At 44.8% G+C, this 15,196-nt stretch carries 18 protein-coding genes; 7 read left to right on the top strand and 11 right to left on the bottom strand.

Annotation, left to right across the window (positions count from 1 at the left end; genetic code table 11):
* Positions 1 to 268, top strand: a 268-nt coding sequence (locus QUB66_RS25200) for a zinc ribbon domain-containing protein (RefSeq protein ID WP_332971288.1), incomplete at its 5' end; no start/stop codon positions are given.
* A gap of 81 nt (positions 269 to 349) precedes the next feature.
* Here the strand turns inward: QUB66_RS25200 and QUB66_RS25195 are convergent.
* Entirely contained in the window at positions 350 to 760 is a 411-nt protein-coding gene (locus tag QUB66_RS25195) for an ArsR/SmtB family transcription factor (protein WP_332970103.1), read from the bottom strand.
* Positions 761 to 901: 141 nt separating this feature from the next.
* Here QUB66_RS25195 and QUB66_RS25190 point away from each other — a divergent pair, with 141 nt between their 5' ends.
* Together QUB66_RS25190 and QUB66_RS25185 are read left to right on the top strand one after the other, a co-directional pair.
* Positions 902 to 1,069, top strand: coding sequence for a metallothionein (locus QUB66_RS25190; protein ID WP_265239419.1), 168 nt, complete (start codon positions 902 to 904; stop codon positions 1,067 to 1,069).
* A 275-nt stretch (positions 1,070 to 1,344) separates the two neighbouring features.
* The gene (locus QUB66_RS25185; protein ID WP_265239418.1) at positions 1,345 to 1,605 is read left to right on the top strand and encodes a DUF7219 family protein; all 261 of its coding nucleotides are present in this window, start codon (positions 1,345 to 1,347) and stop codon (positions 1,603 to 1,605) included.
* A 173-nt stretch (positions 1,606 to 1,778) separates the two neighbouring features.
* Here the strand turns inward: QUB66_RS25185 and QUB66_RS25180 are convergent, their stop codons facing one another.
* Positions 1,779 to 2,828: a metal ABC transporter solute-binding protein, Zn/Mn family gene (locus QUB66_RS25180; protein WP_332970102.1), complete on the bottom strand. Its 1,050-nt coding sequence runs from the start codon at positions 2,826 to 2,828 to the stop codon at positions 1,779 to 1,781.
* Positions 2,829 to 2,916: 88 nt separating this feature from the next.
* Here QUB66_RS25180 and QUB66_RS25175 point away from each other — a divergent pair, with 88 nt between their 5' ends.
* On the top strand, positions 2,917 to 3,636 hold the full coding sequence (locus tag QUB66_RS25175) for a metal ABC transporter ATP-binding protein (protein WP_332970101.1): 720 nt from the start codon (positions 2,917 to 2,919) through the stop codon (positions 3,634 to 3,636).
* Here QUB66_RS25175 and QUB66_RS25170 read toward each other — a convergent pair.
* Positions 3,622 to 3,816 carry a hypothetical protein gene (locus QUB66_RS25170; protein WP_332970105.1) on the bottom strand — a complete coding sequence of 65 codons (195 nt, stop codon included), beginning with the start codon at positions 3,814 to 3,816 and terminating at the stop codon, positions 3,622 to 3,624. The two genes, QUB66_RS25175 and QUB66_RS25170, sit on opposite strands and share 15 nt — an antisense overlap.
* On the opposite strand from QUB66_RS25170, the gene QUB66_RS25165 reads away from it, so the two are divergent.
* Complete coding sequence (locus QUB66_RS25165; protein ID WP_332970100.1) at positions 3,776 to 4,615, top strand: metal ABC transporter permease; 840 nt, start codon at positions 3,776 to 3,778, stop codon at positions 4,613 to 4,615. The genes QUB66_RS25170 and QUB66_RS25165 overlap by 41 nt on opposite strands.
* Positions 4,616 to 4,920: 305 nt before the next feature.
* Here QUB66_RS25165 and QUB66_RS25160 read toward each other — a convergent pair whose 3' ends face one another.
* The 3 genes from QUB66_RS25160 to QUB66_RS25150 all read right to left on the bottom strand — a co-directional run bounded on the left by QUB66_RS25160 (position 4,921) and on the right by QUB66_RS25150 (position 8,076).
* Complete coding sequence (locus QUB66_RS25160; protein WP_332970099.1) at positions 4,921 to 5,601, bottom strand: CADD family putative folate metabolism protein; 681 nt, start codon at positions 5,599 to 5,601, stop codon at positions 4,921 to 4,923.
* Between the two features lie 127 nt (positions 5,602 to 5,728).
* Positions 5,729 to 6,811: a WD40 repeat domain-containing protein gene (locus QUB66_RS25155; RefSeq protein WP_332970098.1), complete on the bottom strand. Its 1,083-nt coding sequence runs from the start codon at positions 6,809 to 6,811 to the stop codon at positions 5,729 to 5,731.
* Between the two features lie 293 nt (positions 6,812 to 7,104).
* Positions 7,105 to 8,076, bottom strand: coding sequence for a CobW family GTP-binding protein (locus tag QUB66_RS25150; RefSeq protein WP_332970097.1), 972 nt, complete (start codon positions 8,074 to 8,076; stop codon positions 7,105 to 7,107).
* Between the two features lie 194 nt (positions 8,077 to 8,270).
* Here QUB66_RS25150 and QUB66_RS25145 point away from each other — a divergent pair, with 194 nt between their 5' ends.
* On the top strand, positions 8,271 to 8,588 hold the full coding sequence (locus QUB66_RS25145) for a hypothetical protein (RefSeq protein ID WP_332970096.1): 318 nt from the start codon (positions 8,271 to 8,273) through the stop codon (positions 8,586 to 8,588).
* Positions 8,585 to 8,959 (top strand): aspartyl protease, encoded by a 375-nt coding sequence (locus QUB66_RS25140; protein WP_332970095.1) that lies wholly within the window; start codon positions 8,585 to 8,587, stop codon positions 8,957 to 8,959. The genes QUB66_RS25145 and QUB66_RS25140 overlap by 4 nt, the downstream gene beginning before the upstream one ends.
* A gap of 60 nt (positions 8,960 to 9,019) precedes the next feature.
* Here QUB66_RS25140 and cobW read toward each other — a convergent pair whose 3' ends face one another.
* The 5 genes from cobW to QUB66_RS25115 all read right to left on the bottom strand — a co-directional run bounded on the left by cobW (position 9,020) and on the right by QUB66_RS25115 (position 14,766).
* Positions 9,020 to 10,048, bottom strand: coding sequence for a cobalamin biosynthesis protein CobW (cobW, locus tag QUB66_RS25135; protein ID WP_265237297.1), 1,029 nt, complete (start codon positions 10,046 to 10,048; stop codon positions 9,020 to 9,022).
* A 452-nt stretch (positions 10,049 to 10,500) separates the two neighbouring features.
* Positions 10,501 to 10,896, bottom strand: a complete 396-nt coding sequence (locus QUB66_RS25130) for an SH3 domain-containing protein (RefSeq protein ID WP_265237295.1) — start codon at positions 10,894 to 10,896, stop codon at positions 10,501 to 10,503.
* An 87-nt stretch (positions 10,897 to 10,983) separates the two neighbouring features.
* Positions 10,984 to 12,777, bottom strand: coding sequence for an N-acetylmuramoyl-L-alanine amidase (locus QUB66_RS25125; protein WP_332970094.1), 1,794 nt, complete (start codon positions 12,775 to 12,777; stop codon positions 10,984 to 10,986).
* A 170-nt stretch (positions 12,778 to 12,947) separates the two neighbouring features.
* On the bottom strand, positions 12,948 to 13,079 hold the full coding sequence (locus tag QUB66_RS25120; protein ID WP_332970093.1) for a hypothetical protein: 132 nt from the start codon (positions 13,077 to 13,079) through the stop codon (positions 12,948 to 12,950).
* 4 nt (positions 13,080 to 13,083) lie between these two features.
* On the bottom strand, positions 13,084 to 14,766 hold the full coding sequence (locus QUB66_RS25115; RefSeq protein WP_332970092.1) for a potassium channel family protein: 1,683 nt from the start codon (positions 14,764 to 14,766) through the stop codon (positions 13,084 to 13,086).
* Positions 14,767 to 15,196 lie beyond the last annotated feature (430 nt).

The raw sequence follows: 15,196 nt of genomic DNA, 5'->3' as shown, positions 1-15,196 counted from the left end.
TCTATCCTTTCTCTTCGCTGTGCTTATCTCAACGGTCAACTTTCAATTTGATGTATTTGCCAAAGTGAGATGCACCCCTTGCCATGTTTGCCTAAATCGAGCTGACAATTTGACTCTTGATGTTAGGGCATGGACTTGTAAGCATTGTGGTACGCACCATGACCGCGATGTAAATGCAGCAATCAATATAAGAAATGAAGCCTTGCGGATTCTGGCGTTAGGAACTAGCGCTTCTGCTTGTGGAGGGGATGTAAGTCGTCAAGAGTAAGATTTCGGTCTTGCTAGACGCTGTTCCCGTTGAGACAAGAAGCCAGCACGCTCGCCGCCGTATCGGTCAGTGTCTGGTAGTTCACGATTCTTCGTCCAAGTGTTCGGCGACTGCTCGGTAAAGTTCCAAAACGTGCCGATCGAGTAAACTATAAAAAACCTGTCTGCCAACCTTGCGGTAACTTACCAACCGCATCGCCCGCATCGCCCGCAACTGGTGCGATACTGCCGATTCACTCATTCCCAAAGTCGCCGCCAAATCGCACACGCACAATTCTTGTTTTGCCAACACAGACACCAGCCGCAGCCTGTTCGCATCTCCCAAAAGACTGAAAAACTCTGCCATTCGCTGAGCTTTTGCCGTGTTGAGCACTTGTGTTTGGATGTCCCCGACCCGCGAACAGTCAACTAGGTGCGCGCGATCGCACGTTGGTGTATCGTTCTCTTGGTGAGGCTGACTGATCGCTCCGTTAACAGCAGAGTTTGGTGACATCTTTGATCGGCTGGTTTTAATTCTCATTTTCATCTTAGCGCGATCGACCCATCTTTTGTAACAAAGTTTTTACATTCCCTTGACATACATCTGAATATATGTTCAGATGTATGTATCGATCATCCACCAGGAGAATCCAAAATGACTACCGTCACCCAAATAAAATGCGCCTGTCCTTCTTGCTTGTGCGTTGTCAGCCTGACTGAAGCCGTCGAAAAAAGTGGCAAATCATACTGTTCCAGTGCTTGCGCTGACGGCCACCCCAACGGCACCGGCTGCGGCCACACCGGTTGCGAGTGCCACAAATAAATATTCCGCTTCAGAATAGGTTAAGGAACCCCTGTAAAATCTATCTAAAGGGAGATGCCAACAGCGCATCTCCCAATTTTTGTGCTTTTAGGTTAAACTAAGGTTAAAATCCGGGTAATTAAAGGTTAAAATTGCCTTAATAGGCTAAGTACACAGCGAAAAAGCACAATTGTTACCAGCGGAATACAATAAAAGTAAGTTAGCGCCGCAATACTAAGTGCAAATACTGCTATTAATAGCAAAGACAGAACCAAAAGTTGAATTAGGAGGGGGCAATGAAAGAACGGGAAGATTTTTTACATCCTCGCAGTCGCTACTACGGAGATTTCACGCCAGAAAACTTGGCCTTTGATGCCAACTTGCAGGAATTTGCTCAGAAAATAACTTACATTTGCTCGCTGGAAACAGGCGGGAAAATTAGCACGGAGAAAGCTTATAAAGATATTAAGGCGCTTTGGAAAGACTTAAAATCCTCTAAGAAGCAGTTGGGAATTGGCAAAAAACCACCCACTACCGATGAAGAAAATTCACCTTAAATTCATCGCAGATAAGACGGTGGTTGAAACCGAGCCTATAAAAACGTAGGCATTAGCCTTCTTGAAGGCTAGTCCGCCGACGCAGTGTAAAGAAAATAATATAATTTTAACCGTCTTCAAACCGCGTCGGCGGTTTTTGTTTGTCTAGGCGCGGTTTCAACCGCCGGCTTTTTCTACGGTTTAGGAAGTGGTGTTGCTTCTCCTGCAAACGGAGTACAATTGCCGCCCAGGCCAGTAGTAATCGCGCAAGTATTAGTTTTCAGCATTCCTTCATAGGTATCAGCGCCCGTACCAGGGCCGCCCAACTCGTCGCTATAAAGTTCTTTGTCCGAAATTTTGACATTTGCTTCCCTCGCTACAGTCTCCATTAACTTCGGATTAGTTGTATTTTCTACAAAAATTGTCGGCACTCCTGCGGTCTTAATTTGTGATGATAATTCGGCAATTCTGGCGGCTGTGGGCTGTTCCTCTGTTGTCACTCCCTGCAAAGCTCCAGCAATTTCTAACCCGTAAGCATCGGCATAGTAACTAAGCGCATCGTGAGTTGTGACTAATTTGCGTTGGTTTGCCGGAATTGTCGCAATTTGTGCTTTAATCCAAGTATCTATTTTGGCTAAATCATTTGTTAGTTTAGCGGCATTTGTGGTGTAAAATTGAGCATTTTTTGGAGAAACTTTACTCAATTCGTCGCGAATTGTTTCTACCATGCGGATGCCATTTTGAGGATTGTGCCAAATGTGAGGGTTAGGGACTTTTTCGTCGGTGGCGTGGGGTTTATCTTCGGCTTTTTCTTCCCCGTGTTCGTGCTCGTGTTCCCCCATTAGCGGTTTGGGAACGGCGAGTTCGTGTACGGCGATTTTCGGTGCGAGATTACTGCTGGATTTAATTAATTGAATGATGCTGGGTTCGTGGTTGTAGCCGCCGTATAAAATCAAATTGCCCGTTTCAATGGCTTTGCGGTCTTCTGGCTTGGTTTGGTAGGCGTGGGGGTCTTCTCCGGGCTTAATTAGACAGGTGGTGTCGATCGAACTTTGGGCTATTTCCTTGGTTATATCGCAGATAACGCCAGTGGTGGCGACGACTTTCGGCAAGTTCGCGCCCTTACTCTGGGGCGTGGAATTGCTGGCTTGGGGCCCAACACTGCACCCAACCAACCCGAAACCGATCGCCAAAACAGCCGTACTGCAAAATCTGCCAGTTTTTCCAGACAATTTTTTTAACATTTCACCTTTGGAACGATAATCGTTATTACTTTTAGAGTTATCCTATTGTAGTAGCTACGAACAAGAATGGTTCTCAAAATCTCGAATTATGTTAGAAGTGCAAGACTTGGCTGTGAATTATCGAGGAATTTCGGCCCTTAACAACGTGAATTTCCAGTTAGAACCCGGACAGTTAACGGGGGTGTTCGGCCCCAACGGCGCGGGGAAAAGCACGATGGTGAAAGCGATGCTGGGATTGATCCCGGCGTGTCGGGGTTTGGTAAAATATCAGGGGCGGTTGTTGAAGGAACAGTTATCGCGGGTGGCCTATGTGCCGCAGCGATCGCAAATTGACTGGGATTATCCGATTACGGTGTGGAATGCGGTGATGATGGCGCGGACTGTCCAGACTGGTTGGTTTCGGACTCCCTCGAAGCAGTCGCGGGAATTGGTGAAAGCGGCTTTGCTGCGGGTGGGAATGTGGGATTTGCGCGATCGGCAAATTGGCGAACTCTCCGGGGGACAGCAGCAGCGGATATTTTTAGCAAGGTCGATCGCCCAACAAGCCGATTTATTCTTCTTCGACGAGCCCTTTAATGCGATCGACAAAGCAACAGAAGAGATTATATTCGATATTTTTGCCGAACTCAAAGCCGAAAATAAAACATTGCTAGTAATCAGCCACGATTTAGGCGAAACCTTAAAAAAATACGATAATTTATTGTTACTCAACAAAGGATTAATTGCCGCTGGTTCCAGCCGAGAAGTTCTCACCGCCGCTAATATTCAAAAAGCCTATGGATACGATTTAAGCTTAGTTTCTGCCTGAGCAAAATGGGATTATTTTCATCGTAGGGTGCGTCGCTACGAGATTGTCGATTTCCCTTGATAATTTTTCAAGGGCGACACACCCTACAGCTACCTCTTCCTTCTTCCTTCTTCTTTCTTCCTTCTTCCTTCCTCTATAAATGTTAAACATACTAATTGAGCCGCTCAAATTCGAGTTCATGCGAAATGCGATCGCCGTCGGCATTTTGCTAGGAATTGTCTGCGCCGTAGTCGGCTCATACCTAATTGTACAGCAAATGGGAATGATGGTAGACATGATTGCCCATTCAGTATTAGCAGGATTGCCCGTTGCCTTTTCTTTAGGTTTCAATATTTCCATCGGCGCGTTTATCTCAGGAATCATCAGCGCCGTAATTATGGCATGGATTCAATCGCAATCGCGGCTCAAAATTGATGCAATCATGGCATTGATTTTGTCTACATTCTTAGCAATTAGCGTCACATTGATTAGCCTATTACGGACGACAAAATTAGATTTAGACGGGTTTCTGTTCGGCAATATATTGTCAGTTGCACCGTCTGATGTGCAGCAGACTTTCCTCATAACAGTGATTATTTTGGTGGCGGTTAAAATCTTTTACAAAGAACTGCTATTCTATACGTTCGACCCGCTGGGAGCGCAAGCATCCGGTTTACCTGTAAACTTGATTTATTTGGGGATGATTTCGGCGATTACACTAACGATTGTGGCGAGTTTGCAAACTGTGGGGGCGCTGTTAGTAATTTCGCTGTTAATCGGGCCTGGAATTACGGCGTATTTGTTGGTAAAAGAGTTACACTTAATGATGGGATTTGGTGCTATAATTGGAATTATAGCTAGTGTAACTGGGATGTATTTCAGCTATTATTTTAATATGCCATCTGGTGCGGCAATTGTATTAGTTGTGTTTGGATTATTTTTAATGGCTTTGCTATTCAGTCCCAGTCAAGGAATTTTGACCAGAAAGAAAGGAGAATAGTCCTATTCAGTGTAAACATTTTGATAAATCTCGCTGCTAGCTGAGTCTAGATCCCCCTAAATCCCCCTTAAGAAGGGGGACTTTGATTCTATCCGACTCTCTCCTTTTGAAGGAGAATTTTGATATTTTCCGGTTCCCCCCTTTTTAAGGGGGGCTAGGGGGGAGCTGGGCCAGTCGTCAAACAAGAAAGTTATTACTACGTTTGACAGTAAGTTGACACCAATGCTTTTCAACCCGCCCTGCAAATATGCGTTTTTTACCAGAAAGAAGCTGTCAACTGTCAACTGTCAACTGTCAACTGAAGCTTACTTAGCTTGACAATAGGTTTCGTAAACACCATCAAGCAGTAAATTAAGAGCAGAAGTTGCTTTTTGGGCAGCTAACAGCGCTTCTTGCTGTGCTTCTTCAGTTTTGCAAAGCTGTAACAGGGCTTCGCGGGTGGCTTGCGAGTGGAACTCGTCGGCTTTTTCATGGACTTGAAAGAAAGACAAAGCAGCTTGTGAATCGATGCCGTAAAATTCCTTTAAACCAGCAATTTTGGTTGTAGAAACTTCGGGGATTTGTGCTTCGTAAGCATAAAGGGCAGCTAAACCTTTGACGGGAGATTCGCTGCGCGCTAAGTCTTTGAGAATGCGGACGGATTCTGTAGTTTTTTCTAAGTGTTCGTGTGAAAGAACAGCGTTTCTGTCTAAACCCAAACCTTCGGCAAAGCGCAGCCACAGTTCAGGGTGATTTGCAGCGCCTCGCTCTTCTTCTATCAGGTTTTCGAGGAGCATTTGACGAATTTTGATGTCGTCGCAGGCGGCGTGCGTAGCGCTAACGTAGGTGGGGAAGTTGTGGACTTGCAGGTAGTATTCTTGTGCATACTCTTGCAGCATTGCGAGGTCGAGTTTACCTTCGTTCCACATTTGGTAGAACGGGTGTTTCAGCAGGTGGTTTTGGTCGAGAATGCTGTTGAGTTGTTCGAGAAATTGCTGTTCGGTCATAATTGTCGATCGCCCTTAAGGATAATGCAGCCACTAAAATGTTATATTAATCTAGCCTTCAGTAAAGTGCAAGTTTTCAATTGTTGATGTTTTTGCAACTTGGAGTGCGATCGGTCGTCATACGAGCTCAACCCCGCCCGAACCCCTTGCCGCGCATAGATTTCGACCAAACCACCAATTCGCCACCACAGCCACCAGCCGCGAGAAACTGACCATCGGGATGCCATGCGAGACAGGAAAAACCAGCCTCTGCACCTTCTAGAATTTGCAGCAATTGTTCTGCTTCGTACCACAAACAAAGTTGACCGTCGGCGGCGGCGGAAGCTAATAAAAATGTGTTAGGCTGAAAGGCGATCGCACTTACCACATTTTCATGAACTTCTAAAGCCCAACCTTCCCAACCGACACTTTCATCAGCATCTCTTGCCCAAACAGAAACACCTTGAGAACTCGAAGCAGCCAACAAAGGTGCCAAAGAATTAATTTGATCCGACCAAGCCAACTCCCGAACCTTCCCCGGAAAACCCTGCATTACCCACGGTTCCAAGTTGCCCCATTCACTAACAATTAGAGTATTATCCATATTGCCGCAGGCTAAATATTCCCCTTGTGGCGACCAAGCAATTGCACCTGTTACAGACGGTACTGATAAAATTTCCGGGTCTTCGTCCCAGTCTTCGCCACTCCAAACTTTAACACCTTGATAGCCGCTAACTGCCAGGTATTGAACAATCGGATGCCATGCTAAATCTAGGATAGATGATGACTCGAAATTCAGCGTTACTTCCACAATATGATCATCAGCATTCCAGACTTGAACACAGCGGCCCATACTGAAAGCTAACTGATTGCAGTGGGGACTCCAAGCTAATTTATCAACCCAGACACGGTGATTGTCCAAATTAGCGATTAACTCCCCAGAATTAACCCTCCAAATTTGCACTTTTCCATCTTGTCCGCCCGCAGCTAAGAATTGACTATCGGCAGAAAAAGATAAACAATCTACCGATTTACCCGTGGCACTTTGCAGCGGTTGCAAAGACAATTTATTAATTTCCCCTGTCGCCAGCATCACTTCGCCCGCAGCGGAACAAACTGCTAAAGTTGCGCCATCCGGCGACCACGTAACAGCAGTTATGTAGTCAGAAAGCATGGCTTCAGCCTGAAATTGCAGGGTTAGTTCACTTTTATTTGTCTTTTTGTTACCCATATTTATTGAATCTGAGATGTTGCACTCTTCTTAAGAACGGGCAAGATGCCCGTTCCACAAGAGATGAATTTTCTTCCTGTGGAACAGGCATCTTGCCTGTTCTGTTCCACAAGAGATGAATTTTCTTCTTGTGGAACAGGCATCTGGCCTATTCTGTTCCACAAGAGATGAATTTTCTTCTTGTGGAATAGGCATCTTGCCTATTCTGTTCCACAAGAGATGAATTTTCTTCTTGTGGAACAGGCATCTTGCCTGTTCCTAAAAGGCTTATTAAAAATGCTTCAATATGTCAGTTAAACTAGACACCGATGGAAATCCTCTCGCAATTGAGTTTCGTTTAAGTTGCGGCCGATAAATACGAGTTCATTTTTCGGAGTTTCGGTGGCTTTCCAAGCTCTATCCGGCCGACCATCGAACAACATATGTACTCCTTGAAAAACAAATCGCTCGTCTTTTCCAGCTATATTCAAAATGCCTTTTGTCCGAAAGATATTCGGGCCTTGAGTTCGTAACAATTCCTCAATCCAATCGCTAAATTTGTTGCCGTCAATAGCGCCGGATTCGACTATTGCTACGGAAGTTACTGTTACGTCATGTTCGTGTTCATGTTCGCCCAAAAAGTCTGGTTCGATTTCTAAGGCTCGGTTCAAGTCAAAGGCTTTAACGCCTAACAAAGCATCCATTGCTAATTCAGCGTTCTGAGTACGGTGAATTTTTCCCATTGCATTCATGGCGCGAATTCGCTTTTCTAATTCAGCCAATTCTCCGTCAGTCACTAAATCAGTTTTGTTGAGCAAAACCACGTCAGCAAAAGCAATTTGTTCTTGAACTTCCTCTGCATCCCAATGTTGCCAGATGTGCTTGGCATCAACGACAGTGACAACTGCATCCAGCAGCAATTTGTCCCGCATATCTTCGTCTACAAAAAATGTTTGAATTACGGGTGCGGGGTCGGCTAAACCTGTAGTTTCGATGACTATGTGGTCGAATTTGTCGCGCCGCTTCATTAAGTTGCCGATAATCCGAATTAAGTCGCCTCGGACTGTACAGCAAATGCAGCCGTTGTTCATTTTAAAAATTTCTTCGTCGGCATCAATGATGAGTTGGTTGTCGATGCCTACTTCGCCGAATTCGTTGACGATGACTGCAACTTTTTTGCCGTGTTTCTGTGTTAAAATGTGGTTGAGTAGCGTAGTTTTGCCTGCACCCAGATAGCCTGTGAGAACGGTCACGGGAACTGATTCGATCGCCCCAGCAGTCACCATACTTTACCTCGTTTGTTGTACAATGATAACCATTGTCGCTATCTTACACCATACTTGCTACTAGCAGCAACAATATTAAAAAATGTTAATAAATTGTTTGCTGAAGACTTTAAGGGCGGGTTTTAGCAAAAATAGACAAAATAATACTTGTGGGCTATCATAAATCAATCTATACATTTAATCTAAAAAAAACCATGACTCAGCTATCAGAAAAGCGAAAAGCGCTGCGGGGTAGAATCTCTCGGACTATACCACCAGAAGAATTAGCAAAACACAAAGCAGAAAAAACTAAACTCCGTTTACGCGGTCGAGCAATATTTGAGCGAATTCGCCCGGAACTGATCGGGGACTATTACAATTGGTTTATTGCGATCGAGCCGGACAGTGAAGAGTATTTGATAGATCCCAAACTGTTAGGCATTGCACAAAAAATCAAAGAATACTATGGCGATAAAAATGTGATGTTAACAATGTTTCGCCTCAATGAAAAAGGAACCTGTGGCAGTATATGATATCAGGTTGGTTTGGGGAAAACGGAGAGTTGTTTTTTGAGATTGAATTGATTGCATTTAATGGCGAGCGCTTTCCTGTTGAAGTGCTACTAGATACAGGTTTTACCACAGGTTTTATAGCGATTAATTCTCAAGATTTAGATGGTTTAGATTGGTCTTTAATTGTCCGAGAAATCGAGATGCAGACAGCGCGGGGAGATGTTTTATTTGACCTCTATGAAGGTCGAGTAATTATTGACGGTCAAGAATTTGTTATTCCCGTCCATGTTGGAGAGGATCTCCCGGAGATTTTAATCGGTTCGCAATGGTTAGACAGGATGCAGTTAGTTGTTAATAAACCGATCGGGCTTTTGACGTTAGAAATAGTATAAAGTGTAGAATGATCGCAGATCGATCGCCCTTGATGACAAAAAGCGATCACCCGCATTCAACTACAAGAATGACTGTATTTTAGCAGAGTCAAGTTCTCTTCCGATCAGCACCAGCTTGGTTTGACGGAGCTCGGAAGGTTGCCAAGGGCGATCGTAAAAATATTCTATACGATCGCCCACACCTTGCAACACCATCCGCATCGGCTTGTTAGGAACCGCCACAAATCCCTTAATCCGATAGATTTCCTCTTGCTGCATCAGCGATTGCAGTTTTTTCACTAAAGCTTCAGGTTCAAAGGCGCGATCGGCAATAAAGAAAGTCGAGTTAATATCATCATCATGCTCATGTTCCTCCTCAGTGTCGTGGTGACTTGGGCGAGACTCCAAATCATCCTCAACCGCCGCATTAAATCCCAATAGCACATCGGGGTTAATTTCGCCACCTTTGCAAGGAACAATTTTCACACTCGGACGCAATTCTTGCTGCAACCAGGTTTGAACTTTCTGTTGAGTTTCTTCATTTACGCGATCGACCTTCGTCAACAGTACCATATCAGCACAGGCCAATTGATCTTCAAACAATTCCTCGATCGGAGTTTCGTGATCCAAACTAGAATCAGCCTGCCGCTGCGCCATCAAAGCATCAATATCACCGACAAAATTACCGCTAGCAATAGCTTCGCAATCAACAACAGCAACCACACCATCGACAGTAGCGCCCGTGCGAATTTCCGGCCAGCGAAAAGCTTGAATCAAAGGCTTAGGAAGTGCCAAACCAGAAGTTTCAATTAAGATACAATCAATTTGGTCTTTGCGCTTCAACAATTCCTGCATAGTCGGCAAGAATTCCTCTTGAACAGTGCAGCAAAGACAACCATTTGTGAGTTCAACAATATTACTGTTGACACTTTCTTCATCGTCACAAACTTGGCAATCGCGCAGCAGTTCTCCGTCAATCCCAATTTCGCCAAATTCGTTAACTAGAACAGCAATACGGCGGCCTTGATTATTTTGCAATAAATGGCGAATTAAGGTAGTTTTGCCACTACCGAGAAAACCAGTAATCACTGTAACAGGAATCTTGTGCATTATTTTTTTTGTTAGGTTTAAATGTAGGTTACAGTACGGATTGTATTGGTGTCAAATTAAGACTAAACTCCTCTGATAAATTTCGCTTTTCCCAGAATCTATATCCCCTCGTATCCCCTTAAGAAGTCTACGGTGTACACACAAGTCGAGTTGGAAATTAAACTGACGGAAAGTCATGGAAATTTATTTTTTAAATCCTTGATTTTCCATTAATTATTATCAACAAGCCAAAACAGTTGATCACAACCTGGACGATCTAAAAACCTGGCATTTAGAGGCTTATGTCTTGCTAAACAAGGCTTTTAGAAATTGTGTGTACAGGGTAGCCTGGTTGTAGGGAGCTAGGGGGATCTTGCTTCGGCTACAAACAAGATTTATCAAGGGTTTTAGTCTTGACTTGACACTAATACTCTAAAACCAGCTACCACTATCATTATAGAGCTTTAAATTCCCTATTTCCGCCACCTGTCAAATTGATCTTCGGAACAGCCATTAATAAATTGATTATTCACCCAACCGTCAAGGATTGTAAAAGTTTCATTAGGAACCGTTCCAGAAGTTTTGGCCGCAATTTTCACCCAATTACCTTGTCTGCTGACAGCCCGAACTCCGTCTCCTCTTTTGAGTTTCGCTACAACTGGGTAGTTATTGCCGGGGCCTTTGCGAATGTTAACAGTGCCGCCTTCACCTGTAATAAAAGAGCATTGAGTTTGCTTTTTTAAAGCTTCTACTTTTTGGGGGGAAAGACTTTGCTCTTTACCGAAAACTGGAAAACTGTAAAGTGAAAAACTTAAACTTGCAAATACGGCTGCAATGAAAAAGGCTTTTGATTGAGAAAAACTTAGCATTGATTTAATCTCCTGGGATTGGAAGGACTGAAGTGCTGATTGCTAACTAACTTTTTGGGAAGGACTGAAGTCCGAACGATCGAACTGTTATTTGACGGAGGCAAACCATTCGGTAATGCCTTGGGCAATGGCAGAAGCTAACTTTTTCTGTTCTGTCGGATTCACAATCCATTCAAACTCTTCGGGATTGATCATAAATCCCAATTCCATTAAAACAGATGGAGTGACGGCAGGACGAGTCATGGCTAGATTGTTCCAGAATACACCATAGCTCGGACGGTTCAACTTGGCAACTAAATAATTGTGCAAAAACATTCCCAAACTGTGGGCTTGCGGGTGAAACCAGAATGCGCCGACACCTTTAGTATTAATCGCATCGCCGTTATCGGGCAAGGCATTGTAGTGGATCGAAATTGCGATCGCAGGTTCTTCTTTTTGAATCATTTCCACCCTCGGCGGCAAATCCAAATCGACATCTTCCACCCGTGTCATTACCACATTCGCGCCCCGATTTACCAATTCCTCTCGCACCAATTTCGACACAATTAAAGCCACTGTTTTCTCGCGATAGCCGGTGGGGCCCACACCACCCGAATCCTCCGGGCCACCGTGTCCCGCATCGATGAGAATTTTGATTCCTGACAGCGGTTTTTCTGGCGAATTCGGCACCGCGCTGCTTGTATTTCCCGGCGGGTGTTTTAAAGACAGCACTAAAGTTGTGCCATCGTATCTCAACTTATAACCCCACTGCTGGGCAGATTTGAGATTGAAAGTATATTGTACTTGCAACGGCGAGATTTGTTGCCACGCTAAACGTGAAATTACTGGGTCATCGTCTAGGCGAATAATGTCAGTTTGAGCGGTGGTATTATACAGTGTTAAAGTGAAAGTCCGTTCTCCTTCTTGTACGGTGACTGGGACTGGTATTTCTAAGGGAAATAAGACCTCTGTCCAACCGGAAACTTGACGCGATCTGGCGCTGCGAATAATCGATCGCACAGGCACGGCATCCTTGACAATTCGCACTTCCGATGCTTTAATCCAAGCGCCGTAATCGAGGCGAATCCATTCTCCCTCGCGCCCGATAACTGTTGCTCGCGTTCCCTTGGGCAGCGGTGTCATCCGAGAAAAATCGGTGCTCGCCCCGGTTCTGGCGACGCCAGGATCGGCTGTTACTTCGGCTATTTCTAAGTCAGTCGGAGAGAGAATAGAAATCTTGCCAGTACCTGGTTGGCTGATAGTTTTATCGTTCATTGTTAGTTCAAATAATGGCACTCCTAAATCGACTTTTTTCTGCGATGAGACGGAGTTTTCAGGAGTTTTAGCACAGCCTTGATACTGTTCGATGCCAGTTTTTGCAATCGGGGAATTTTCACCTAACAGTACAGATTTGTTGTCGGGGAGTTCGACTTGCGATCGCGCTTTTAGAGGAATAGTAACATCGGCTAATTTTACCGCGACTTGAGTATTCGCCGGAGCGATCGCCCCAAAGCAGATATATTCCCCCGGTAAACTCGCCACATCGACTTTCGGCGTCAGGGAATTTTTAGCAAAAGCCAATCCGGCGGGGACTTCTGGTTGATTTGACTCCCGCGTCACCTTAATTTGAACTTGCTGATTGTCGTAACGCAAGGTAAAGACGTTTTCGCCTAATTGCAGGGGAAAAGTCGGGGCGAAATGACCGGCTGCGGTGCGCGCAATTTGGCTACCATTTACCGATACTTGTCCGGTTGGGGGGGCTGTACCGATGAGAAAAATGCGATCGGCTATTGTTTTGTGGTTGGCGGGAGGATAGGCGACGGACAAAGGTTGAGCGGCCACAGCTACAGAGGCGATCGCCATTATCATCCCAAACACGACTAATCCTAAAAATTTTCTCATGCTAAATCGCAACTAATTGAGAGTCTGTTGGTTATTTATACTAGAACTTGCGTTCAGAAACCGGGTTTCTGAGGATTCGCCGTAAGTCTTATTTACTATACAGGCTCCAGTTTATCACGTTTAGAGTTCCAATTGGGCGATCGGCGACATATAACAACCCCGCCCGACGTTTAGGACGTTCTTAATACCCCAAACCCATGCTGTCGATTGCTTCTTCCTTCTTCCTTCTTCCTTCTTCCTTCTTCCTTCCTTCTTCCTTCTTCCTTCTTCCTTCTTCCTTCTGCTATAAATTCTTGCGTCAAACGATTAAGTTTTAATTAATTCCGAAGTCGTTCTCCACAGTTGATCCAAGCGATTCGCCGGCATCGTCAAATACAAAACATCCCCCGAACTCAGACAACAATTGAACAAATCCCAGCCGTGAATAGTTTGACAATTAGTTTCCACATAAAGAGGCACAAAATCTGCTGATTTAGCAGCATCTTGAATTTGTTGGCCACAGAAAGGATGTTTTGGTGTAATCAATGTGGCCAAGGAAACCCACAGACTTTCAGCAGTCATTCCGTTGCCCAAAATTCTGCCTCCAATCGCCGCCGCCGCAAAAGCAGGAGCCGCTAACTCCGTCGGGTTCAAAACTCCTTCAAACTCAAAAACCTGCTGCACCATCAGAGCAAAATGCGAGTCTTGATTGCGGACAATCACCGATAGTTTCGGTGCTAATCCTTTAGCGGTTAAGGCAATTTCTAGATTAGACATATCGCTGCTAGTAACTGCCAAAAGTGCAGCAGCTTGCTTAACGTTAGCAGCTTCCAAAGTTGCAGACAAACTGGCACTTCCTTGAATTACTGGAATTTGCATTGAGCGAGCCGTGTTCAGAAAGCGGCTGTTCGGATCTTGCTCGATTACCACAATATCATAACCGTTATTGTGCAGTTCTTTAGCAATTTGGATGCCGAGTCCTCCGAGTCCGCAAATAATGTAATGATGGCGCTGCGGAACTCGCGCTATATCCCAATATTCGCTAAAGCGAGTTCCCAATACATAATCGTTGAGCAGGGCGTAGCAGATGCCGATGATGCCCGCTCCAACTAACATCATCATCACCGTAAATAATTTAATATTTTGTGGAGCTTGTTCCGCAACTTTTTCATAGCCTCCGGCCCCAGTAATCATCCCTACCGAAAAATATAGAGAATCGACAATCGAGATATTTTCATCAACACAAATATAAGTAGAAGTAGCTATTCCAATCATAGCCAGCAGAGTCAGTACCACAATTACCGCTTGGCTGTGCTGCTGAAATCGGCGCAGGCTAGTTAGGGTTTTAAAGAATTTTTGAATTAAAGTTTTTTGGGGGCTGCGGAGAGTCGGCTCAGTTGCTACAATTAGCCGATCGCCCTTTTGACACTGCTGGCCCGCCAGCACCGCCGATACTAAATCAGTTTTGTTAGCAGCCGGGAGGTAATAAATCAACATTCGCGATCGATCGTTCCACAAATCGCTGAGTTGTCGATCGAGCCAGGGATGATCTTCATCGATATACTCTTCGTGAATCGGCCAAGTGCGATCGAACAAACTCAACTGTCCAATCGCCTGATTTCCGAGAGCAGCAAAAGCAAAAACCGGAGCCGCCAAAGCTGAAACGCTCATGGAAGTGTGATCGGGCAAAGTGTGATCAATTCTGTCGCCCAAGCTAGTATTGAACAATCTGTTAATGATCCGAATTTGAGGATTGAGAATCCTCGCCTGCATCAAAACTGCCAAATTCACAGCATCGTCATTACCTGCAATTACTAAAGTGTGGGCTTTTTGAATGCCAGCCGCCAACAAGGTAGAAGCTGCTTGCAAATTGCCGACAACCACCTCAGAAGTTTCGCTGCGAATTGGGCGATCGCTAATACCAACCACAATCGCCCCTTGCTGTCTTAACAAACAAAAAATCTTGTGTCCCGTGTGGCCCAAGCCGCAAACAATGATTCGAGGTTTCATAAAAAATATTTCCCAGCCGATTTCAAAGCTGTCCGTTGTAGTTTTACCTACCATTGTTGACGGTGACGGCTTTGCAGAATGTAGCTAAAAACACTATCTAGGATGTTTGTGATGCACTCTCGAAGTTTTGCAACAAGAACGCGGCAGTTTTGAAACAAGGACACGGCAATACCCTGTCCCTACAGCTTATGAGGTGCAATTAACCTAATTTAATCAAAAACAGCCAGCAGAATCCTAACAGGTAGGGAAACGGCACTGCCGTGTCCTGATAATTACGACTCCCTACATTAAATCAACTCAAAAAACCACACAGTCATCTTTTCAATATCTGCCGCCGCCGACTGAAGAAAAAAGGGGATATTAAAGCCAGATTTGGTATGATCAAATAATTCCATAAATTCACAGGCAAGATGCCTGTGCCACTGATACA

This window comes from Microcoleus sp. A2-C3 (genome assembly GCF_036706065.1).
Taxonomy (GTDB): Bacteria; Cyanobacteriota; Cyanobacteriia; order Cyanobacteriales; family Microcoleaceae; genus Microcoleus.
The sequence above is the reverse complement of the archived record's forward strand: the minus strand, read 5'-3'. Positions and strand labels throughout refer to the sequence as shown.

Excerpts from the sequence above, each read along its gene's own strand:
- QUB66_RS25195 (WP_332970103.1), bottom strand. The coding sequence starts at position 760 with ATGTCACCAAACTCTGCTGTTAACGGAGCGATCAGTCAGCCTCACCAA.
- QUB66_RS25190 (WP_265239419.1), top strand. The coding sequence starts at position 902 with ATGACTACCGTCACCCAAATAAAATGCGCCTGTCCTTCTTGCTTGTGC.
- QUB66_RS25185 (WP_265239418.1), top strand. The coding sequence starts at position 1,345 with ATGAAAGAACGGGAAGATTTTTTACATCCTCGCAGTCGCTACTACGGA.
- QUB66_RS25180 (WP_332970102.1), bottom strand. The coding sequence starts at position 2,828 with ATGTTAAAAAAATTGTCTGGAAAAACTGGCAGATTTTGCAGTACGGCT.
- QUB66_RS25175 (WP_332970101.1), top strand. The coding sequence starts at position 2,917 with ATGTTAGAAGTGCAAGACTTGGCTGTGAATTATCGAGGAATTTCGGCC.
- QUB66_RS25165 (WP_332970100.1), top strand. The coding sequence starts at position 3,776 with ATGTTAAACATACTAATTGAGCCGCTCAAATTCGAGTTCATGCGAAAT.
- QUB66_RS25170 (WP_332970105.1), bottom strand. The coding sequence starts at position 3,816 with ATGAACTCGAATTTGAGCGGCTCAATTAGTATGTTTAACATTTATAGA.
- QUB66_RS25160 (WP_332970099.1), bottom strand. The coding sequence starts at position 5,601 with ATGACCGAACAGCAATTTCTCGAACAACTCAACAGCATTCTCGACCAA.
- QUB66_RS25155 (WP_332970098.1), bottom strand. The coding sequence starts at position 6,811 with ATGGGTAACAAAAAGACAAATAAAAGTGAACTAACCCTGCAATTTCAG.
- QUB66_RS25150 (WP_332970097.1), bottom strand. The coding sequence starts at position 8,076 with ATGGTGACTGCTGGGGCGATCGAATCAGTTCCCGTGACCGTTCTCACA.
- QUB66_RS25145 (WP_332970096.1), top strand. The coding sequence starts at position 8,271 with ATGACTCAGCTATCAGAAAAGCGAAAAGCGCTGCGGGGTAGAATCTCT.
- QUB66_RS25140 (WP_332970095.1), top strand. The coding sequence starts at position 8,585 with ATGATATCAGGTTGGTTTGGGGAAAACGGAGAGTTGTTTTTTGAGATT.
- cobW (WP_265237297.1), bottom strand. The coding sequence starts at position 10,048 with ATGCACAAGATTCCTGTTACAGTGATTACTGGTTTTCTCGGTAGTGGC.
- QUB66_RS25130 (WP_265237295.1), bottom strand. The coding sequence starts at position 10,896 with ATGCTAAGTTTTTCTCAATCAAAAGCCTTTTTCATTGCAGCCGTATTT.
- QUB66_RS25125 (WP_332970094.1), bottom strand. The coding sequence starts at position 12,777 with ATGAGAAAATTTTTAGGATTAGTCGTGTTTGGGATGATAATGGCGATC.
- QUB66_RS25115 (WP_332970092.1), bottom strand. The coding sequence starts at position 14,766 with ATGAAACCTCGAATCATTGTTTGCGGCTTGGGCCACACGGGACACAAG.